The 20,907-nt window shown below is 67.4% G+C and carries 18 protein-coding genes and 1 tRNA gene; 9 read left to right on the top strand and 10 right to left on the bottom strand.

Translation table 11 applies throughout. The features are described from left to right. Positions 1-9: 9 nt before the first annotated feature. Entirely contained in the window at positions 10-429 is a 420-nt protein-coding gene (locus AB0J64_RS20240) for a hypothetical protein (protein ID WP_364028778.1), read from the top strand. Between the two features lie 700 nt (positions 430-1,129). Here the strand turns inward: AB0J64_RS20240 and AB0J64_RS20235 are convergent. The 9 genes from AB0J64_RS20235 to dnaA all read right to left on the bottom strand — a co-directional run bounded on the left by AB0J64_RS20235 (position 1,130) and on the right by dnaA (position 12,898). Next, positions 1,130-1,206: transfer RNA gene (locus AB0J64_RS20235), tRNA-Ile, on the bottom strand. A 128-nt stretch (positions 1,207-1,334) separates the two neighbouring features. Then, positions 1,335-2,114 (bottom strand): DUF3566 domain-containing protein, encoded by a 780-nt coding sequence (locus AB0J64_RS20230; RefSeq protein WP_364028776.1) that lies wholly within the window; start codon positions 2,112-2,114, stop codon positions 1,335-1,337. A gap of 3 nt (positions 2,115-2,117) precedes the next feature. Continuing rightward, entirely contained in the window at positions 2,118-4,616 is a 2,499-nt protein-coding gene (gene gyrA, locus AB0J64_RS20225; RefSeq protein ID WP_364028774.1) for a DNA gyrase subunit A, read from the bottom strand. A 12-nt stretch (positions 4,617-4,628) separates the two neighbouring features. Further along, positions 4,629-6,551, bottom strand: a complete 1,923-nt coding sequence (gene gyrB, locus AB0J64_RS20220) for a DNA topoisomerase (ATP-hydrolyzing) subunit B (protein ID WP_364028958.1) — start codon at positions 6,549-6,551, stop codon at positions 4,629-4,631. A gap of 336 nt (positions 6,552-6,887) precedes the next feature. After that, the gene (locus AB0J64_RS20215) at positions 6,888-7,385 is read right to left on the bottom strand and encodes a DciA family protein (RefSeq protein ID WP_364028772.1); all 498 of its coding nucleotides are present in this window, start codon (positions 7,383-7,385) and stop codon (positions 6,888-6,890) included. After that, complete coding sequence (recF, locus tag AB0J64_RS20210) at positions 7,375-8,619, bottom strand: DNA replication/repair protein RecF (RefSeq protein WP_364028770.1); 1,245 nt, start codon at positions 8,617-8,619, stop codon at positions 7,375-7,377. The genes AB0J64_RS20215 and recF overlap by 11 nt, the downstream gene beginning before the upstream one ends. A gap of 35 nt (positions 8,620-8,654) precedes the next feature. Beyond that, positions 8,655-9,602: a phosphogluconate dehydrogenase (NAD(+)-dependent, decarboxylating) gene (gene gnd / locus AB0J64_RS20205; protein WP_364028768.1), complete on the bottom strand. Its 948-nt coding sequence runs from the start codon at positions 9,600-9,602 to the stop codon at positions 8,655-8,657. A 45-nt stretch (positions 9,603-9,647) separates the two neighbouring features. After that, the gene (gene dnaN / locus AB0J64_RS20200; protein ID WP_364028766.1) at positions 9,648-10,787 is read right to left on the bottom strand and encodes a DNA polymerase III subunit beta; all 1,140 of its coding nucleotides are present in this window, start codon (positions 10,785-10,787) and stop codon (positions 9,648-9,650) included. A 533-nt stretch (positions 10,788-11,320) separates the two neighbouring features. Beyond that, on the bottom strand, positions 11,321-12,898 hold the full coding sequence (gene dnaA / locus AB0J64_RS20195) for a chromosomal replication initiator protein DnaA (protein WP_364028764.1): 1,578 nt from the start codon (positions 12,896-12,898) through the stop codon (positions 11,321-11,323). Positions 12,899-13,344: 446 nt separating this feature from the next. Here dnaA and rpmH point away from each other — a divergent pair, with 446 nt between their 5' ends. The 8 genes from rpmH (at position 13,345) to AB0J64_RS20155 (ending at position 19,483) form a co-directional block, all read left to right on the top strand. Then, positions 13,345-13,482 carry a 50S ribosomal protein L34 gene (gene rpmH, locus AB0J64_RS20190; RefSeq protein WP_020547366.1) on the top strand — a complete coding sequence of 46 codons (138 nt, stop codon included), beginning with the start codon at positions 13,345-13,347 and terminating at the stop codon, positions 13,480-13,482. A gap of 59 nt (positions 13,483-13,541) precedes the next feature. Then, positions 13,542-13,904 carry a ribonuclease P protein component gene (gene rnpA / locus AB0J64_RS20185; RefSeq protein WP_364028762.1) on the top strand — a complete coding sequence of 121 codons (363 nt, stop codon included), beginning with the start codon at positions 13,542-13,544 and terminating at the stop codon, positions 13,902-13,904. Beyond that, positions 13,901-14,182: a membrane protein insertion efficiency factor YidD gene (gene yidD / locus AB0J64_RS20180; RefSeq protein WP_349447690.1), complete on the top strand. Its 282-nt coding sequence runs from the start codon at positions 13,901-13,903 to the stop codon at positions 14,180-14,182. The genes rnpA and yidD overlap by 4 nt, the downstream gene beginning before the upstream one ends. Positions 14,183-14,186: 4 nt before the next feature. Continuing rightward, a complete protein-coding gene (gene yidC / locus AB0J64_RS20175; protein ID WP_364028760.1) occupies positions 14,187-15,110 on the top strand; it encodes a membrane protein insertase YidC in 924 nt (307 codons plus the stop codon). A gap of 20 nt (positions 15,111-15,130) precedes the next feature. Beyond that, positions 15,131-15,619: a R3H domain-containing nucleic acid-binding protein gene (locus AB0J64_RS20170; protein ID WP_364028758.1), complete on the top strand. Its 489-nt coding sequence runs from the start codon at positions 15,131-15,133 to the stop codon at positions 15,617-15,619. A 316-nt stretch (positions 15,620-15,935) separates the two neighbouring features. Continuing rightward, positions 15,936-16,607: a 16S rRNA (guanine(527)-N(7))-methyltransferase RsmG gene (rsmG, locus tag AB0J64_RS20165; RefSeq protein ID WP_364028756.1), complete on the top strand. Its 672-nt coding sequence runs from the start codon at positions 15,936-15,938 to the stop codon at positions 16,605-16,607. 296 nt (positions 16,608-16,903) lie between these two features. Next, on the top strand, positions 16,904-17,671 hold the full coding sequence (locus AB0J64_RS20160; protein WP_364028956.1) for a ParA family protein: 768 nt from the start codon (positions 16,904-16,906) through the stop codon (positions 17,669-17,671). An 849-nt stretch (positions 17,672-18,520) separates the two neighbouring features. Next, positions 18,521-19,483, top strand: a complete 963-nt coding sequence (locus AB0J64_RS20155; RefSeq protein WP_344999704.1) for a ParB/RepB/Spo0J family partition protein — start codon at positions 18,521-18,523, stop codon at positions 19,481-19,483. A 199-nt stretch (positions 19,484-19,682) separates the two neighbouring features. Here AB0J64_RS20155 and AB0J64_RS20150 read toward each other — a convergent pair whose 3' ends face one another. Further along, positions 19,683-20,729 (bottom strand): low specificity L-threonine aldolase, encoded by a 1,047-nt coding sequence (locus AB0J64_RS20150; RefSeq protein WP_364028754.1) that lies wholly within the window; start codon positions 20,727-20,729, stop codon positions 19,683-19,685. Between the last annotated feature and the right edge of the window lie 178 nt (positions 20,730-20,907).

Here is a 20,907-nt window from a genome sequence, read left to right as displayed (position 1 = left end):
GCCCAGGCGATGCGTCCGCCGCTCGCCTTGGCCGAGAGCCGGATGCCTCGCTCTGGAGCGGGCCGCAAGCGCGCCGAACAGGTCGGCCCGGGCTGCCCGGGGCGCTGGATACGCTGGCGACGCCGGTCACTCGGGGCGATCCGGATTCGCCGCTGCGCTGGACAGCGTTGTCGGGGAACACGCTCGCCACCGAGTGGACCCTGCCAGGGGCATCCGGCCAGTGAAGACGCCGTACGGCGACTGCTGATCGAGGCAAGGAACTCGTTGCAGGGCAACGCCGAGGTACTGGAGGGCAACCAGCACCCGGACCGCAATGCCCAGGTCGGGTACATCCACTCCCAGGTGACCGCCTACATGGCCGAGGGCGAGCCGGTCGTGTCGGTCGACACCAAGGAGAAGGAATTGGTCGGAGACCTATCTGACCACTGATATTTCGTCCCCGTCTCCACTGACATTCTCGCCGCGCTCAACATCAAGGCGGCAGCTCGGCGCTGGCCGCCAACCCGCCTTCCTTATGACCGCCCACCGGGAGGACTCGTGGCCGTGTACCAGGATCGTGATGCCGTGTACCAGGAGAAACTCCTGTCCGTCCACAGATGGTGTACCTCAAGCCTGTTGACGCAAGTCCTGGCTAACATCGGCGAGCCATAGTGTGACAGTCAGCGAGTTCCGGACCAAAGGTTCTCGCGGAGGACACCGCAGGATGGCTCTGGACCAGTCTGGCCCGCTTGACCTGCTGGAGTATTTAAACCGCAGCGCCGACGACATCCCCGCCTTCGCCGACTTCCAACAACATTGGAGAAGGTCTGGTCGACCAACCCCTTGGAGCAACTGAATCGGAGATCAGACGCTGCTGCGACGTCATCGGGGACTGCCTTGCCCTCCACCGCACTGACCCGCCTGGCCGGCGCCGACCTAGCCGCACGCCATGACGCTGTCACCAACCGCCGCGACCTACGCTCGTGGCGTTCAATCTCGGCCGCCGGCACGGGAGGCCGGCTGTCGGGACCTGTCGATGTGGATCGATGTCTGCTACCGGGTGCCGGACACCCGTGATGGCAAATCGATGGCAAACGATCAAGAGGCCAGGTCCCCGATCTTGGGAACTGGCCTCTGAGCTGATACTTCGTGGTGGGGCTACCAGGACTTGAACCTGGGACCTCTTCCTTATCAGGGAAGCGCTCTAACCGACTGAGCTATAGCCCCGCGCACACCGAACGTTATCGCATCCGCAGGAAGGAGGCGAACCGGTTGTTCGGACGAGGAAAAGCTTACCGTGTCCGAAGTGCTGCTCGCGCCGTTCCCGTCATCGGTCCCGGCGCGAGCAGCCTCGCCTACTCGGCCTCGCTGAAGGTGACCTCGACGCCTCCGACCAGGTCAGAGGCGATGTTGTAGATGACCGCCCCCAACGTCGAAAGCGCCGTGATCAGTACGACGTTCACAGCCCCGATCAATGCCGTGTAGCCAAGAATCCGCACAGGCTCGAACCACGAGGCGATGTTGATGGGGATCGAGTTCTGCCCCTGCTCGCCCTGGCCGAGCTGGTTGACCAGGTCGACCAGCGAGTCGAACACCCCCAGGGCCGACAGCACGCCGTACAGGACGGCCACCGCCACGAACAGCACCACGAAGCAGACCAGGGACACCACGAAGCTGAACTTCATGGCCGACCACGGCTCTACGCGGCGCAGGACCAGGTGAGCCTTGCGGGGGAGCCGGGCCCCCGAGGCACCGGATGACTTCTTCTTGTTGGGCAGCTCGATCGCAGGCGGTGCCTCCGTGGCCAGCGACGGGCGCAGGCGGACCGTCTCGTTGCCACCGTCCGCAGAGGGAGCGGGCGCAGGCGCGGGAGCCGACGACCGCGCGTCCTCCTTGCCTGGACCCGGCTTGCCCGGACCTGGCTTGCCCGGCGCGGACGGCGCGGACGGCCCGGACGGCCCGGGCTGTGCGGACGGCCCGGGCTGTGCAGGCTGCGAGGACGGCCCGGGCTGCGCGGGCTTCGTGTCCTTGCTGTCGTCGACCGCGCCGAATGTCTCGGATTGGTTGGGCTTCTTCGGTTGCTGTCCGTTACCCGAAGCCGCCTTTGTCCTGGCGGGGCCACCCTGGGCGCTCATGGACTACTCTCCTCCCCCGTTTTCCTCAATTTCCACAGAAGTCTCCATCGACTCCGCGTTCCGGGCGAGGGCCACCACGCTGTCGCCTTCAGCGAGATTCATCAATCGCACTCCCATGGTCTGGCGGCCGGACTGCTTGATCTCGCCGGCACTCGTCCGGATCACCCCGCCGGCGGACGTGATCGCGAAGACCTCGTCCTCTGGGTTGACCATGACGGCTCCGACCAGCTTGCCACGGGAAGACACGATTTTCGCAGTAAGCACTCCCCTACCGCCACGTCCTTGAACTGGATACTGCTCCACTGGCGTCCGTTTTGCGTACCCACCCTCCGTGGCGATAAGCACATCTTGACCGTCGGCCATCCGATTCATGGCGAGAAGTTCGTCACCATCGAGGAACCTCATGCCGATGACACCGCTGGTCGCGCGGCCCATGGGCCGTAGCGCCTCGTCGGAGGCGGTGAACCTGATCGACTGGGCGCCCTTGGAGACCAGCAGCAGGTCGTCGTGCTCGGAGACCAGGCGGGCTCCGATGACTTCGTCGTCCTCCCGCAGGTTGATCGCGATCAGACCGCCGGTCCTGGGGGAGTCGTACTCGGACAGGCGGGTCTTCTTGACCAGCCCGCTGCGGGTGGCGAGGACAAGGTAGGGGGCGACGTCGTAGTCGCGTAGGTCGAGAACCTCCATGACTGTTTCGTCGGGCTGCATCGCCAGAAGGTTCGCGAGATGCATGCCACGCGCGTCGCGCCCGGCGTCGGGCAGCTCATACGCCTTGACCCGGTACACCCGGCCCTTGTTCGTGAAGAACAGCAGCCAGTGGTGGGTCGTGGTGACGAAGAAGTGGTCGACGATGTCGTCCTGGCGGAGCTGGGCACCCCGCACGCCCTTGCCGCCGCGCTTCTGCGCCCGGTAGAGGTCGGTACGGGTGCGCTTGGCGTAGCCGCCCCGGGTGATCGTGACGACGATCTCGTCCTCGGCGATGAGGTCCTCGATCGACATGTCGCCGTCGTAGGCGATGATCTCGGTCTTCCTGTCGTCGCCGTAGCGGCCGACGATCTCGCCGAGCTCCTCGCCGATGATCTCGCGCTGCCGGGCCTCGCTGGCCAGGATCGCGTTGTACTCGGCGATCTGCGTCATCAGGGAGTCGTACTCGTCCTGGATGGACTGCCGCTCCAGGGCGGCCAGCTTGCGCAGCTGCATGTCGAGGATGGCCTGAGCCTGCACCTCGTCGATCTCCAGGAGCGCCATGAGGCCCTGCTGGGCGGCCGAGGCGGACTCGGAGGCCCGGATGAGGGCGATGACATCGTCGAGCCGCTCCAGGGCCTTCAGCAGCGCACGCAGGATGTGGGCGCGCTCCTCGGCCTTGCGCAGGAGGTAGCGGGTCCTGCGGACGATGACCTCGATCTGGTGCGCCACGTAGTGCCGGACGAACTGGTCGAGCCGGAGCGTACGCGGCACCCCGTCGACCAGCGCCAGCATGTTGGCGCCGAACGTGTCCTGCAGCTGGGTGTGCTTGTACAGGTTGTTGAGCACGACCTTGGCGACCGCGTCGCGCTTGAGCACGATCACCAGGCGCTGCCCGACCCGCGAGGAGCTCTCGTCGCGTACGTCGGCGATGCCGGCGAGCTTGCCCTCACGCACCAACTCGGCGATCTTGAGGGCGAGGTTGTCGGGATTGACCTGGTACGGCAGCTCCGTGACGACGAGCGCCTGCCGCCCCTTGTCCTCCTCGACCTCGACCACGGCGCGCATGGTGATCGAGCCGCGCCCGGTGCGGTAGGCGTCCTCGATGCCCCGCCGGCCGACGATCAGCGCCTTGGTGGGGAAGTCGGGGCCCTTGACCAGCTTGATCGCCGCTTCGAGCAGCTCCTCGTCGCCGGCCTCCGGGTTCTCCAGCGCCCACTTGACCGCCGCCGCGACCTCGCGCAGGTTGTGCGGCGGGATGTTGGTGGCCATGCCGACCGCGATGCCGCCCGAGCCGTTGACCAGCAGCTGCGGGAAGCGCGCCGGCAGGACGTCGGGCTCCTGCGACTTGCCGTCGTAGTTGGGACGGAAGTCGACGGTGTCCTTGTCGATGTCGCGCAGCAGCTCCATCGCGATGGGCGCGAGCTTGCACTCGGTGTACCGCATCGCCGCCGCCGGGTCGTTGCCGGGCGAACCGAAGTTGCCCTGCCCGTCGACCAGCGGGTAACGCATCGACCAGTCCTGCGCCAGGCGGACCAGCGCGTCGTAGATCGAGGTGTCGCCGTGGGGATGGTAGGTGCCCATCACGTCACCGACGACGCGGGCGCACTTGAAGTAGCCGCGGTCGGGACGGTAGCCACCGTCGTACATCGCGTAAAGCACCCGCCGGTGCACCGGCTTGAGACCGTCGCGGACGTCCGGCAGCGCCCTGGACACGATGACCGACATCGCGTAGTCCATGTAGCTGCGCTGCATCTCGGACTGGATGTCCACCGGCTCGATGCGTTCAGCCGGGGGAGTGGTGTTCACGTCCGTCACAGGTAAATGTCCTTAAACATCGAGGAAGCGCACGTCGCGGGCGTTGCGGATGATGAAATCGCGCCTGGCTTCCACGTCCTCGCCCATGAGCACACTGAACAGGTCGTCGGCCTGCGCCGCGTCGTCGAGTGTGACCAGCCGCAGCAGCCGGGTCTCCGGGTTCATCGTGGTCTCCCAGAGCTGGCTCGCGTTCATCTCGCCGAGGCCCTTGAAGCGCTGCACGTTGTCGCGCGGCCGGGGGTCGGCCTTTCCGTTGGCGATGCCCTCGGCGATGACCGCGTCGCGCTCGCTGTCGGAGTAGGCGTACGAGGCGTCCTCGCCCTTGCGGTCCCACTTGATCTTGTAGAGCGGCGGGCACGACAGGTAGACGTGGCCGGCCTCGATCAGCGGCCTCATGAACCTGAACAGCAGCGTCAGCAGCAGCGTGTTGATGTGCTGGCCGTCGACGTCGGCGTCGGCCATCAGGATGACCTTGTGGTAGCGCAGCTTGGCGATGTCGAACTCGTCGTGCACGCCGGTGCCCAGGGCGGTGATCAGCGCCTGGACCTCGTTGTTCTTCAGGACCTTGTCGATCCGCGCCTTCTCGACGTTGAGGATCTTGCCGCGGATGGGCAGGATCGCCTGGAAACGCGAGTCGCGGCCGCCCTTGGCCGAGCCGCCGGCCGAGTCACCCTCGACGATGAACAGCTCGCACCGCTCGGGGTCGTTCCACTGGCAGTCGGCCAGCTTGCCGGGCAGGCCGCTGCCCGACTCGAGCAGCGACTTACGCCTGGTCAGGTCGCGGGCCTGGCGGGCGGCGATGCGGGCGCGCGAGGCCTGCAGCGACTTGTTGATGATGTCTTTCGCCTCGCCGGGGTTGCGCTCGAACCAGTCGCGCAGGTGGTCGTTGCAGGCCTTCTGCACGAACGACTTGGCCTCGGTGTTGCCCAGCTTGGTCTTGGTCTGTCCCTCGAACTGCGGGTCGGACAGCTTGACCGAGATGATCGCGGTCAGCCCCTCGCGGACGTCCTCACCGCTGAGGTTGTCGTCCTTGCCCTCCTTGAGGAACTTCTGCTCGCGCGCGTAGCGGTTGACGATCGTCGTCAGCGCCGCGCGGAAGCCCTCCTCGTGGGTGCCGCCCTCCGCGGTGTTGATCATGTTGGCGAACGTGTAGACCGACTCCGAGTAGGAGTTGTTCCACTGCATGGCGATGTCGACCGCGATGCCGTCGCCCTCCTCCTCGAAGGAGATGATCGACGCGTGCGCCGGCTCCTTCTTGGTGTTGAGGTGCTGGACGAAGTCGGCCAGGCCGCCCTCGTAGTGGTATTCGACCGTGAGGGGCTCACCGTTGACGTGGTCGGGCCGCTCGTCGGTGAACGTGATCGTCAGGCCCTTGTTGAGGAAGGCCGTCTCCTGGAAGCGCCGCGAGAGCGTCTCGTAGTTCCACGTGGTGGTCTCGAAGACGTCGGGGTCGGCCCAGAACGTGATCGTGGTGCCGGTCTCGTCGGTGCCCTCGCCCTTGGCCAGCGGCGCGACGGGCTTGGAGTGCTCGTAGCGCTGGCGCCAGTAGTGGCCGTTCTGCATGATTTCGACGTCCATGGCGGTGGACAGCGCGTTGACGACCGCCGAGCCGACGCCGTGGAGGCCGCCGGAGACCGCGTAGGACTGGCTGTCGAACTTGCCGCCCGCGTGGAGCGTGGTCAGCACGACCTCGACGGCGGAGCGCTTCTCCACCGGGTGGATGCCTGTGGGGATGCCACGGCCGTTGTCGAACACGCGTACGCCGTTGTCGGCCAAGAGCGTGATGTCGATCCTGGTGGCGTAACCGGCGAGGGCCTCGTCGACCGCGTTGTCCACGATCTCGTAGACGAGGTGGTGCAGGCCGCGCTCACCGGTGGAGCCGATATACATACCCGGGCGCTTGCGAACCGCCTCAAGCCCCTCGAGTACGGTGATAGAGCTAGCGTCGTAGGACAACTGCAAAATCCTCCTGCCGCGGACACGCGGCGGGGGAGGCGATCAAATACAAAGCTGCCCCTACCGTGCCCGTCACCGTCGTGAGTGCCCCGATGCGCGGTCACCCAGGGGAGTCGGTTTGCTGCCGGGGTGACACGCAAGCGGACGTGTCCGGAATCCGTCTTCATTCTACCGGGTCCGGAGCCTGATGGTGGCAAGGAACGCGCCTGTGATGCTCCCTAGCTCGTTTTGCCCCCAGTCCAGCATCCCCCCTCCGGAAAGGGGGCTTATCGCGTCTGTGGCTTTCTGATCGCCCCTGGAGCCTAACCACACGTCCTATCCGTAGGTGTCGCCGGGGCCCCTGCTTCCGGTCACCCTCAACCCGCCGGACGGTCTCGGCGCGTTCTGCGGGCCTCTGACCTTGACCTTCGTGACTGTGCCGTCGCCGAGCTCCTCGTTCAGCCTGCGTACGAGGGTGCGGGCGAGCAGCCGCACCTGCGTCGCCCACGCCGTCGAGTCGGCCGCGATCAGCACCTCGCCGTCCTCGAACGACTCCGGCTTGGTGTGGGCGGCCAGGTCAGGACCGACGATGTCGATCCAGCGTCCGAAAACTCCACCGACGGCCGCCGACCGCTCCCAGCCGCGGTCCGCCAGCAGGTCGGCTATCGCGCGTCCGAAGAGCTGCGGGTCGCCGCCCTCCCTGCTCGGCGCGGCCTTGCGCCTGGGCGCGCGCCGGGGGAGCTGGCCGCGCTTGGCCGCGTCGGCCTTGGCCTGGGCGAGCTTCTCCCTGGCCATCGCGGCACCCCTGGCCGCGGGATTGTCGTCAGCGGACACGGGTCACGCTCCCTTCTGCGACGTCGAACCTCGCCCCCACCAGCTCCGGGGGGACGTCGGCCGGCACGGCCGCGGTGATGAGCACCTGCTCGGCGGGTGCGACGATCTCGGCGAGCCGGCGTCTGCGCTGACTGTCGAGCTCGGCGAACACGTCGTCGAGGATCAGCACGGGGTCGCCGCCGTCGGCCCGGAGCAGGTCGTACGCCGCCAGCCGCAGCGCCAGCGCGAACGACCAGGACTCGCCGTGGCTGGCGTAGCCGCGGGCGGGCAGGTCGCCGATGCCGAGTATCAGGTCGTCGCGGTGCGGGCCGACGAGCGTGACGCCTCGCTCCAGCTCGGCGGAGCGGACCTCCAATAGCCGCTCCCGCAGCCGTTCTTCAAGGGTTTTCCCCAAGTCTGTGGATAACGTGTGTGTATCGAAAGATCCGCGCTCACCGGGGACTTCACCGCCCCGGCCGTCCTCATCTGTGTCCCCACCTGTGGACAACGTGCTGCGGTACGCCAGCGTCGCGGGGTCGCTGCCCGGGGCGAGCGCGGCGTACGAGCCGGCCACCAGCGGGCGCAGCGCCTCGATGAGCTCCAGCCGCGCCCGCAACAGCTCCGCGCCGTGCCTGGCGAGGTGGGCGTCCCACACCTCCAGCGTGCTCAGCGCGTCGCCCGCGCCCGCCGCCGCGAACGCGCTGTCGCTCTCCGCCCGCCTGCCGCTCCTGCTGCCCCTGCGGGCCTGCGCGGCCGTACGGAGGAGCGCGCCGCGCTGCTTGAGCACGCGGTCGTAGTCGGCGCGCACACCGGCGAACCTGGGCGCCCTGGCCACCAGCAGGTCGTCGAGGAAGCGGCGGCGCTCGGCGGGGTCGCCCTTGGACAGCGCGAGGTCCTCGGGGGCGAACAGCACCGTGCGCAGCAGGCCGATGACGTCACGCGCCCGCGAGACGGGGGAGCGGTTGAGCCTGGCGCGGTTGGCCCGCCCCGGGTTGATCTCCAGCTCGATCAGCGCCCGCCGGTCGTCCCTGTGGACGGCGCAGCGCACGATCGCCCGCGTGGCGCCCTTGCGCACGAGCGGCGCGTCGCTCGACACCCGGTGGCTGGAGTGCGTCGCGACGTAGCCGAGGGCCTCGACCAGGTTGGTCTTGCCCTGGCCGTTGGGCCCCACGAACGCCGTGACGCCCGGCTCCAGGCCGAGCTCCACGGACGCGTACGACCTGAAATCGGTCAGCGAGAGGTGGGCGACATGCACCCCACGAGGTTAGTGCGCCTCGGGGATCGCTGTGGTCACCGACGCTCGGTCTCGCGCGGCGGGACCACGTCGGCGCCCGGCGAGTCGGCGCCCTTGCCGGTGCTGCCCTCTGTCGAAGTGATCGCGTGGCCGCCGAACTGGTTACGCAGGGCCGCGACCGCCTTCATCGCGGGGGAGTCGTCCTGCCGCGAGGCGAACCGGGCGTACAGCGCGGCGGTGATGACCGGCAGCGGGACCGCGTGGTCCACAGCCGCCTGCACCGTCCACCGGCCCTCTCCGGAGTCCTGTGCATAACCCCGGAGCTGGTCGAGGTGCTTGTCGTCGTCGAGCGCCCGCACCAGCAGGTCGAGCAGCCAGGAGCGGATCACGGTGCCCGTGCGCCAGCTCTTGAAGGAGCCCTTGACGTCCTTGACGACGTCGGAGGCCTCCAGCAGCTCCCAGCCCTCCGCGAACGCCTGCATCATGCCGTACTCGATGCCGTTGTGGACCATCTTCGCGAAGTGCCCGGCGCCGACGTCACCCGCGTGGACGAAGCCGTCCTCGCCCTCGGGCTTGAGCGTCTCGAAGAGCGGCATCAGCCGCTCGACGTCGGCCGTGGCTCCGCCGCACATGAGCGCGTAGCCGTTCTCCAGGCCCCACACGCCGCCGCTGACGCCGCAGTCGACGAAGCCGATGCCCTTCTCGCTCAGCTCGGCCGCGTGCTTCTGGTCGTCCACGTAGTGGGAGTTTCCGCCGTCGACGACGATGTCGCCTGTGTCGAGGAGTTCGCCGAGATCGTCGATCGTGGACTGGGTGGGCTTCCCCGCGGGGACCATGACCCAGACCGCGCGTGGTGCCTGCAGGCGCTCGACCAGCTCCTTCAGGCTGGAGACGTCGCTGATCGCCGGATCGCGGTCGTAGCCGATGACGTCGTGGCCGCCGCGGCGCAGGCGCTCGGCCATGTTGCCGCCCATCTTGCCAAGTCCGACCATGCCGATCTGCATGTTGTCTACCCCCTTGTCAGACTTCCATCATCCCCGATGACAGGTTCAGCCTGACAGGCGGATGGGCATGATCAGGTAACGGTAGTCCGGAGCGGCTCCGTCCTCCACAGGCTTGCCACCCGTGAGGATAGCGGGCTTCGTCGATGTGGTCATCTGGAGCCGCGCGACATCGGAGTCGATGGCGCCCAGCCCCTCCAGCAGGAACTGGTGGTTGAAGGCGATGTTCATCTCCTCGCCCTCGTAGTCGACCGGGAGCGCCTCGACGGCCTGTGCCTCGTCGCCGCTGCCTGCCTCCAGCACGACCTCGCCGCTCTTGAACGCCAGCCGCACCGGGGTGTTGCGCTCGGCGACCAGGGCCACGCGCTTGACGGCCTCGACGAACGACCCTGTGGACAGGTCCGCGCGGGCGGAGAACTCCGTGGGCAGCAGCGAGCGGTACTTGGGGAACTCGGGGTCGAGCAGCCGGGTCGTGGTCCGCCGTCCGGCGCTGGAGAAGCCGATCATGCCCTCCCCGGTGCCGCCGGCGGAGCTGAGCGCGATCTCCACCTCCGCGCCGGTCGTGCCGAGCGCCTTGGCCGTGTCGGCGAGGGTCTTGCCGGGGATCATCGCGATGGCGGCGAAGTCGGGCTGGCCCGGCTGCCACTTCAGCTCGCGTACGGCGAGCCGGTAACGGTCGGTCGCGGCGAGGGTCACCGTGTCGCCCTCGATCTCCATCCGCACACCGGTGAGCATCGGCAGCGTGTCGTCCCGGCCCGCGGCGACGGCGACCTGGGCGACGGCGGAGGCGAACACGTCGCTGCCCACCCGGCCGGCGGCCGGCGGCATGGCCGGGAGGGACGGGTAGTCCTCCACAGGCATGGTGAGGAGTGTGAATCGGGCGCTGCCACAGGTGACGACCGCCTTGGCGCCGTCCACCACGAAGTCCACAGGCTGTGCAGGAAGAGAGCGGGTGATCTCGGCGAGCAGCTTGCCGGAGACCAGCACGACACCGGGCTCGCCGGTGTGGAGCTCGAGCGTCACCTCGGCGGAGACCTCGTAGTCGAATCCGGACAGCTTCAGCTGCTGCTCGTCGGTGACCTCAAGGCGCATGCCCGCGAGAACGGGCACCGACGGGCGCGCCGGGAGGCTGCGTGCCGTCCATGCCACCGCCTCAGCGAGGACGTCTCGCTCGATTCGGAACATCACGGTGATCAGCCTCCTGGGTTCGTCGTTGATTCAAGTCTTCACTCTCCCGCACCTGAGCTCCGGGAGAACCCTCTATGGGTCTTTGAGTTTCTTAGTTAGAGATAGAAGAGGTCATCACACTAGGGGCTGTGGAAACTGGGGACAACCAACGTTCCGGCTGGTCAGCAGCCCTGTTTTCATCCACTGGGGATGTGGGTGACGCCTGGGGAGAACTCGCGCGCCTGGGGATGAAGAAACTTCACCCACAGGCCGTCCCCAGATCTTGGTGCCTTCATCCACCGGCATCGGCGGGTTATCCACGAGGTTTCCACAGGTTGTCCACGGGGTAAAACGGACACCCCTGGAGTCCCAGATCGCCTGTTCACAGGCCGTCCACACGTTATCCACGAGTAGTCCCCAGGTTCTCCCCAGGGTGTCCCCAGAGTTGTCCCCAGGACCTGTGGGGGATTTTTTCGGGCATTGTGTGGCGAAGAGCCGACGGGATTTGGTGTTTTCGCAGATCCACAGTGTTTTCCACAGGCTGTGCATGACGCTCAGGCCCCGCGGGATGTCCGCTTGATACGCAAAGTCAGCTCGTTGACCTGGTTGTACATCGACCTGCGCTCGGCGATGAGCGAGCGGATCTTCCGCTCCGCGTGCATGACGGTGGTGTGGTCGCGGCCGAACTGCTGTCCGATTTTGGGCAGCGACAACTCGGTCAGCTCACGCGCCAGATACATGGCGATCTGCCGGGCGGTGACGAGCGCCCGGCTGCGCGAGGTTCCGCACAGGTCCTCGATGCTGATGCCGAAGTACTGAGCGGTCTCGGTCATGATCGCGGCGATGGTGATCTCGGTGTCGGACTCCGTGGTGATCAGGTCCTTCAGCACCACCTCGGCCAGCTGCAGGTCCACACCCTGCCTGTTGAGGCTGGCGAACGCGGTGACCCTGATCAGGGCGCCCTCGAGCTCGCGGATGTTGGTGGAGATGCGGCTGGCGATGTACTCCAGCACCTCGGGCGGCGCGGCCAGGCCCTCCTGGATGGCCTTCTTCCTGAGGATCGCGATGCGAGTCTCCAGCTCGGGCGGCTGCACGTCCGTGATCAGGCCCCACTCGAACCGGTTGCGCAGCCGATCCTCCAGCGTGGTCAGCTGCTTGGGCGCGCGGTCGCTGGAGATGACGATCTGCTTGTTGGCGTTGTGGAGCGTGTTGAACGTGTGGAAGAACTCCTCCTGCGTCTGCTCCTTGCCCTCCAGGAACTGGATGTCGTCCACAAGCAGGATGTCGATCGCCCGGTAGCGTCCGCGGAAGCCGTCGGCCTTGTGGTCGCGGATGCTGTTGATGAAGTCGTTGGTGAACTCCTCGGAGCTCACGTATCTGACCCGCGCGCCGTCGTACAGGCTCTGTGCGTAATGCCCGATCGCGTGCAGCAGGTGCGTCTTCCCCAGCCCCGAGTCGCCGTAAATGAAGAGCGGGTTGTACGCCTTTGCGGGGGATTCGGCCACCGCCACGGCCGCCGCGTGAGCGAACCTGTTGCTGGCCCCGATGACGAATGTCTCGAATGTGTACTTCTGATTGAGCCGGGCCGGTTCGCTGGGTTTGGTGCTCTTCGCCTCCCACCGGTTCGGCGCCGGCTCCGGCTCTTTCTCCACAGGCGGTGTGTACGGCTGCGCCTGTTCAAAAGAGAAGCCCGGCTGTGGATATTCGGTGGATATCTGGGGCTGCTCCGGCTGTGGAGAATAGAACTGCGGCGGCTCGGAGGCCTGCTGGTGCTGCGATTGCAGGGGCTGTGCGTAACGCGGCTGACTCTCCACATCCTGGGGATAACTCTGAGTCACAGGCTGTTGATGAGGGTCGCGCGGGAGCTGCTCGGGCGCCGTGGTGTCGATCATCACGGCCAGCCGCATGTTCTGGCCGAGCTCCTGTGACAGCGCGTGCGTCACGAGCGAGCGCAGCTTGCCCTCGATGAGGTCCTTGAGGAAGTCGTTGGGGACACCGAGCACTATGGTGTCGTTGGCCCGTGCGATCGGGCGCACCATGGCCAGCCACGTGCGCTGCTGGATCGGCACGTTCTCGTTGAGGAAGTTGCCCAGGGCCCTCGCCCATACCGTGCCGAGGTCGACACCGTTCATGGTGCGGTTCCCCTCCTTCCTCTCGCGGCCCCCCGCGATCGTTTATCCACATGCGCGGCCGCCCGCTGTGATCGGCGGCCCCTTCGTCCACAGCGTGGAGGCCGGGCTCCGTGCCCAGGTCCTCCACAGGAGATCCACAAGTTGTGCACAGCCTTTGAGCGGGTCCGGAAGGGCCGACAGTATCCATGTGCACAGCTGTGTTCAAGCGTTGTCCACAGCCTAGTGGTACCTGAGTGCACATACTGTGGACGGTGGTCTGGCGGTGGAAAAGTCGCCTGTGGAAAGGTGGATAACCCGTTCAGTTTGACCTGGACGGTACTTCCCCCGTAACGTACGACGGTCGGCTTGTCACGCGACGGCTATTTCGCGTGCCCTCGCTTCCCTGGCAGGCCATCCATGTGTGTATAAGCGTCCCTGCGGCGCACCATCAAGCCTGGAGCCCACCCGTGAGCAAGCGTACTTTCCAGCCGAACAACCGTCGCCGCGCGAAGACCCACGGCTTCCGGCTGCGGATGCGCACCCGGGCCGGTCGCGCCATCCTCGCCTCCCGTCGCCGCAAGGGCCGCGAGAAGCTGTCGGCCTGACCGTCCCACGCGTTTTCGGCCCGCCGGTGGATCTCACCGGCGGGCGATAGGCGTATACGGTGCTGTCCCGTCAATCCCGCATGCGGCGCGGGGAGGAGTTCGAGGCGGCGGTCAAGCGCGGCAAGCGCGCAGGTCGCCCGACTCTGGTGGTGCATTTTGCCATTTCGGGGGAAGAGTCCCCTCGGGTGGGTTTCGTAGTGAGCAAGGCCGTCGGTGGCGCCGTGACCCGTAACACGGTCAAGCGACGGCTCCGACACCTGATGCGGGACCGTCTCGACCGGCTGCCGCGAGGTAGCCTGCTGGTGGTACGCGCCAATCCACCGGCCGCGTCCGCGCGATTCGAGCACCTGGCCGCCGAGCTCGACTCCGCGCTGGAACGTTTGCTCAGGCGGCGCGAGTCCTCGACGGGTGGACAGAAATGACGGAGCAACCGCAAGGGGTGACGCCGAGCTTCGCAGCTCGGGCACTGATCATCCCGATCCGGTTCTACCGGGCCTTCATCAGCCCGATGCTCGGTCCACGCTGCCGCTTCTATCCGTCGTGCAGTGCGTACGGACTCGAGGCGATCGCCACGCACGGAGCACTGCGCGGCACTTGGCTGACTGTCCGGCGCATCGGGCGGTGCCACCCATTCCATCCCGGAGGTATAGACCCGGTGCCCCCACGCCCGGTCCGGTCCCACGAAACGCAAGGGAGATAGCTCGGTGGAGCTGTCCTGGCTCAACTGGCTGTACACAGCCGTCGCCCAAGTCATCACCTGGATCCACCAGGCGTACAGCACTGTCCTCGACCCTAACAGCGGCTTGACGTGGGCGCTCACCATCATCACGCTGACCATCTGCATGAGGATCCTGATCTTCCCGCTGTTCCTCAAGCAGATGCGCTCATCGCGAAAGATGCAGGAGCTGGCGCCGAAGGTCCAGGAGCTCCGCAAGCGCTACAAGGACGACAAGCAGCGCATGAACCAGGAGGTCATGGCGCTCTACCAAGGAGCGGGCGCCAACCCCCTGGGCGGCTGCCTCCCCGTCGTGGCCCAGTTCCCGATCTTCATCTCGATGTTCACGGTGCTGCGGGCGATCGCGGCGGACCAGCCGAAGTTCGGGATGACGCAGGAGCTGGTCGACAGCGCCAAGCAGGCCCTCATCCTGGGAGCCCCGCTTCCCGCCACGTTCTTCGAGGCGGCCCACGTCGGCGAGAAGATCGTCATCGGTATCTTCGTCGCGATCAGCTCGGGCACCACCTTCCTCACCGTCCGGCAGAGCGTCACCCGCTCCATGGCTCAGATGCCGGACAACCCGATGGCGCAGCAGCAGAAGATCCTGATGTACATCTCGCCGCTGTTCGCCTTCTTCAGCCTGAACTTCCCGCTCGGTCTGATCATGTACTGGGTCACCACCAACCTGTGGACGCTCGGTCAGCAGCACTGGTTCTACAGCCGCCACCCGATGCCGCAGTTCGACGCCAAGGGCAACCAGATTCCGGTGCAGTCCAAGCCGGGTCTGATCAACAAGCTCCGCAAGACTGCGCCGGAAGAGCAGGCCCCTCCGCCCCCGCCTGAGCCTAAGATCGTCAGGCAGCAGCCAAGCCGCCAGTCCCGCAGCAAGCGCACCGGCAGCAAGAAGTCTTGAACACGAAGGAGAGGCCGGCCATGACCGAGGCCGAGCAGGAGAAGGCTCCGGATCTCAACGCGCTGGAGCAGGAAGGCGAGATCGCTGCCGACTACGTCGAGGGCCTTCTCGACATCGCCGACATCGACGGCGACATCGACATGGACGTCGAGGGAGACCGCGCCATGGTCTCCGTCGTGGGTCTCAAGGGCAACGAGCTCGTAGGTCCCGGGGGAGAGGTCCTGGAGGCGCTGCAGGAGCTGACCCGCCTGGCCGTGCACCGGCAGACCGGCGAGCGCTCCAGGCTGATGCTCGACGTCGGCGGCTATCGCGAGCGCCGCAGGGCCGAGCTCACCAAGCTCGGCACCGAGATCGCCAACCAGGTCAAGGATCAGGGCGAGCCGAAGTCGCTGCACCCGATGACGCCCTTCGAGCGCAAGATCGTCCACGACGCGGTGGCGGCCGCCGGGCTTCGCAGCGAGTCCGAAGGTGAGGAGCCGCACCGCTACGTGGTGGTCCTCCCCGCCTGAGGAGTGTTACGCCATCCGATCCGGCCGTCTGCCCGCTCGCATGCGAGGTGGACGGCCGTTTCGCATTTGTACCCCTTTGTCCCTGTACATCCACCGAAACTGTGGTTTAGGCGCGTATGCGCCTTGTTGACGTTCTCCGGCTCGGTCATCGCCATACCGACGGCGGCGTGCTCAAAGGTCGCCTTCAGACCGGCCCGCTAGTCTTCCACTGTGATCTCACCTCTAGCCTTGGGGTAGAGACCACCCCGCAGTAGATCAACGCCGGGCTGTTGCCCGCCTACCAGGACGGATCAGTCCCAGAAAGGGCCACCGACCAGTGAGCGATGAGCTTCCGGCGCCGCCGGACATAGCGCGGGACGTCTTCACCGGGGAGGCTTGGGATCGCGCGAACGCGTTCGCCGAGCTGCTGGTGGGGCCCGGCGTGGTCCGCGGGCTGCTGGGCCCGCGTGAGGTGCCCCGGATCTGGGACCGCCACCTGCTCAACTGCGCGGTCGTGGCCGAGGCCGTGCCCCCTGACGTACACCTGGTGGACATCGGGTCCGGCGCCGGGCTGCCGGGGCTCGTGCTGGCGATCGTCCGCCAGGACATCACGGTCACGCTCCTCGAGCCGCTGCTCCGCCGTACCGTGTTCCTGGAGGAGTGCGTCGAGGCGCTCAAGCTCGACAACGTCGAGGTGCTGCGCGGGCGGGCTGAGGAGCTGGCGGGCAAGCGCGAGTTCGACGTCGCCAGCGCCCGCGCGGTGGCGCCGCTCGACCGCCTCCTGAAGTGGGCCATGCCGCTGCTCCGCGAGGGTGGCGAGCTGATCGCCATGAAGGGGGAGCGCGCCGCCGAGGAGCTCGCCGAGGCGGAGCCCCAATTGCGGGCCATCGGAGCCCGATCGGCCGAGCTCGTGACGGTCGGGCGCGGTAAGGTCGAGCCGCCGGCAACACTGGTTCGGGTGGTAGCGGGTCGCGCGCCGGAGCGGGCCAGGCGGCGACGAGGGAGGTGACGGTTGTGCCAGTCGCGTCAAGCGGTCTGGGCTGGCCGGGCAGCCGTCCGTCCGAGAGTCCAAACGGGGTTGGCTGGCCCGAAAAGGGCGTGTCGCGACAGTCAATTCCCGACACCGGCACACCACTGGTTGAAAGGATGGCCATCGTGACCCAGACCCCCCTGAACCCCGGCGATTCGCCGTTGGTACGAGAGGCGCTCAGCTCAGTGGTTTCACGTGAAACATCTGCAACCCCCACCGCCGCCCAGACCCCCAGCGACGGGGACGGCACCTGGCCTCGCCCGGCCAAGACCAGGGTGATCGCGGTTGCCAACCAGAAGGGCGGCGTGGGCAAGACCACCACGTCGGTGAACATCGCCGCCGCGCTGTCCATGCACGGCCAGCGCGTCCTCGTGGTGGACCTCGACCCCCAGGGCAACGCCTCCACGGCCCTGGCCACGGAGCACCGGGGCGACGTGCCGGACGTCTACCAGGTCCTCGTCGACGACCTTCCGATGGCGGACATCGTCAAGCAGGTCCCCGACATGCCGAACCTCTACTGCGCACCGGCCACCATCGACCTGGCGGGCGCGGAGATCGAGCTGGTCTCCCTGGTGGCCCGCGAGGCCCGGCTGCGGCGCGCGCTGGCGGCGTACGACGCGGTCGAGCTGGACTACATCGTGATCGACTGCCCGCCGTCGCTCGGCCTGCTGACGGTGAACGCGTTGGTGGCGGCGGACGAGGTCATGATCCCCATCCAGTGCGAGTACTACGCCCTGGAGGGCCTCGGGCAACTCCTCAGGAACGTGGACCTGATCCGGGCCCACCTCAACCCGACGCTGAAGCTCTCGACCATCGTCCTGACGATGTACGACGGGCGCACCCGTCTGGCCTCTCAGGTGGCGGACGAGGTGCGGGCGCACTTCGGTGACACGGTGCTCAACACGGTGATCCCGCGCAGCGTCCGCCTGTCCGAGGCGCCAAGCTATGGGCAGTCGGTGATGACCTATGATCCGGGGTCGAGCGGGGCGATGGCGTACATGGACGCGGCCCGCGAAATCGCCCACCGCGCCACCGTGTCCTGACCGGCCCTCGCCGCAGCCCCCCTTCGACTCTGAACCCACGCCGAGAGAACACACCCGGCCCCGGTGCGTTCCGTCGGGCCCGCTTGCTTGTATGCCGCCACGGATGTTCTGCATGCTGTCGCGGTGTTTTCGCGTGCGGGTAGGCATCCCGCAGCGGTCCTGAGGAGAAGCCTCCACCGCTTCAACGAGCGGCCCATCGCCACCACGGAGACGGCGCCGGCCCGCCGCCACCCCGCCGCCAGTGAGACGACGTCAGCCACCGTCACGATGACGGCGCCGGCCTAGCGCCGCGGAGGCGGCGCCAGCGAACGACCACAGAGACGGCGTTGGCCTAGCTGCACGGAGACGGCGCCGATGCATCGCCACGATGACACTGCCGCCCCCGCCGGCGCTGAGACGGCGCTGCGCTGCTCCACGCCACCGGCGCCCCCACCATGAGGACGGCACAGCCAGATCGCGCGCAGGCGAAACGGCGGCCCCGCGACGCGATGGGCCGAGGCGCGATGGGCCGTGACGCGATGGCCCCTGATGTGACGGGCCGGGATGCGACGGGCCGCGACACTGCGGGCCGCGACACCACGTGCCATGTGCCCCTGAGCCGGAGGGGTGGGCTCGTGAGACAGCGGGGCGGTGAGGTGGCTGCGGCGGAGGAGTGTGAGGGCTTCCCCGGCGGATGTGACCGGAGGCAGAGTCGCCCGTTGGGTCAGCTTGGTCGGTTGGTTGGCGGGTTTGTGGCCGTGTCGGTGTAAATACCGCCGGTCCGTGTGTGGCGAGGGGGCACCGGGCGGGGCGTGCAACGGTAACCTCTCCTGGAGTGACCGGAATCGACCGGGTGGATGAGGAGACGCAGTGAGTCAGCAGCGGCGGGGATTGGGCAAGGGGCTCGGGGCGCTCATCCCGACCGGTCCCATCGTTGACGGTTCGGGGACGGCGCCGGCCTCGTCGAACGGTTCAACGGGGGAGACGGGTCCGAAGCCGATCGCCGGAGCGTACTTCAAGGAGGTCGCGCTCGACGCGATCGTCCCCAACCCGCGCCAGCCGCGTGAGGTCTTTGACGATGAGCGTCTTGAGGAGTTGGCGGCCTCCATCCGCGAGGTCGGCCTCCTGCAGCCGATCGTGGTCCGGCCCGTCGGAGGCGGCCAGTACGAGTTGATCATGGGGGAGCGGCGCTGGCGAGCCTGTCAGCAGGTCGGGTTGGACGCGGTTCCGGCGATCGTCCGCAACACCCAGGACACCGATCTTCTCCGGGACGCGCTCATTGAGAACCTTCAGCGTGAGCAACTGAACGCCCTTGAAGAAGCCGCCGCCTATCAGCAACTCCTCGATGACTTCCAGGCGACGCACGAGCAGCTGGCCCAGAAGGTCGGCCGCTCTCGCTCGCACATCACCAACACCCTCCGTCTCCTGAACCTCCCTCCCGAAGTCCAGCGCACGGTGGCCGCCGGCGTCATCAGCGCGGGCCACGCCCGGGCGCTCCTCGGCCTCAGCAGCCCAGAGGAGCAGATACAGCTGGCCAAGCGCATTGTGGCAGAGCTCCTCTCGGTGCGCGCGGTGGAGGAGATCGTCGCGATGGGGAGCGCCAAGGCGGCCGGGAAGCCCGCGCGCGAACGCCAGGTGGCCAAGCCCACGGCACCCGGCCTGACGCACCTCGCCGACCGTCTCTCGGATCACTTCGAGACCAAGGTGAAGGTAGACCTGGGGCGGCGCAAGGGCCGCATCGTCGTAGAGTTCGCCACCATCGACGACCTTGAGCGCATTATCGGCACCATGGCGCCGGAGGCCGTTCGCGCGATGAGAGAAGCCGAAGACTGACCGGCCTTTCATTCCGTGTTTCACGTGAAACCAAAGCCACTGCAGGCGGAACCTATGTTTCACGTGAAACGCGGCGCCCGCTCTCTCGCGGTCGACAGTGCGGGGGCGTCCCTTCGCGGCGGCCGCTGTTTCACGTGAAACAGGGAGCTGAGCGGGGAGCGTGTTTCACGTGAAACAGCGGCCGGTGCGGTCACGGCGTCTACGTGAGGGCGGCCTTGTGGATGTCGCCCAGGAAGTCGTCCACGTGCTCCGGGGTCGTGTCGAAAGCCGTCATCCACCGGACGATGCCTGCGGCCTCGTCCCAGTAGTGGAAGAGGTAGTGGCTCCTGAGGCCCTCCGCGAGGGCGGGCGGAAGGGTGGCGAAGACGGCGTTGGATTGGACCGGGTAGGTCAGGGAGACGCCGGGCAGATCGGCTATGCCGTCCGCGAGCCGGGCGGCCATCTTGTTGGCGTGCGACGCGTTCTCGCGCCAGAGGCCGTCCGTCAACAGCGCCGACAGTTGAGCCGAGATGAACCGCATCTTCGAGGCGAGCTGAAGCGACTGGCGGCGGAGGTAGGGGATGCCAGGAGCCAGCGAGGAGTCGAGGACGACCACCGCCTCCGCGGCGAGGGCGCCGTTCTTGGTGGCGCCGAAGCTGAACACGTCAACGCCGACGTCCGCAGTGATGGACTTCAGGTCGCAGCCGAGGTAGGCGGCGGCGTTGGCGAGCCGGGCGCCGTCCACATGGAGGCGCAGGCCCGCCTCATGTGCGGTCTCCGCGAGGGCGGCGATTTCGTCGGGGGAGTAGCAGGTGCCGAGCTCCGTGACTTGAGAGATGGAGACGACCGAGGGCTGGGGGATGTGCGGATTGCCGATCACGTTCAGCTGTGACTTGATGTCGTTCGGGCGGAGCTTGCCTTGCTCGGTGGGGATCGTCACCAGCTTGACGCCGAGCAGGCGCTCTGCCGCTCCCGTTTCATGGGTGGCGATGTGGGCGCTGTCGGCGCAGAGAATCGAGCTGTAGCGGCCGAGCGTCAAGGACAGCCCGACCATGTTGGCGCCCGCCCCGTTGAGCACTGCGAACCCTTCGGCGCCCGAGCCGAACGCCTCCTTGATCTTGTCCTCGAACACCGAGGTCCACCTGTCGTCACCGTAGGCGGGCGCGTCTCCGTGGTTGGCGGCGGCTATGGCTTCCAGGACGCTCGGGTGCACGCCCGCGTGGTTGTCGCTGGCGAAGCTCTTCGGGTACATCGAATCGATCAGCACACAGCAAGGCTACTTACTCGCCCTCGACAGACGCCCGGCCCTGTCGTCCGTCCGGCACCAGCGGGCGCGAGGGGCATGGAGTGGGCGCACCACGAGCTACCGCGTCCCCGTGCCGTCGCATCGGGCAGTGCAGTGCCGAGTCCGACGACGGCGCGCCCCCTCTGCTGAGGGGAGGGGC

It is taken from the genome of Nonomuraea sp. NPDC049695 (assembly GCF_040674955.1).
GTDB classification, from domain to species: Bacteria; Actinomycetota; Actinomycetes; order Streptosporangiales; family Streptosporangiaceae; genus Nonomuraea; species Nonomuraea helvata.
The sequence above is the reverse complement of the archived record's forward strand: the minus strand, read 5'-3'. Positions and strand labels throughout refer to the sequence as shown.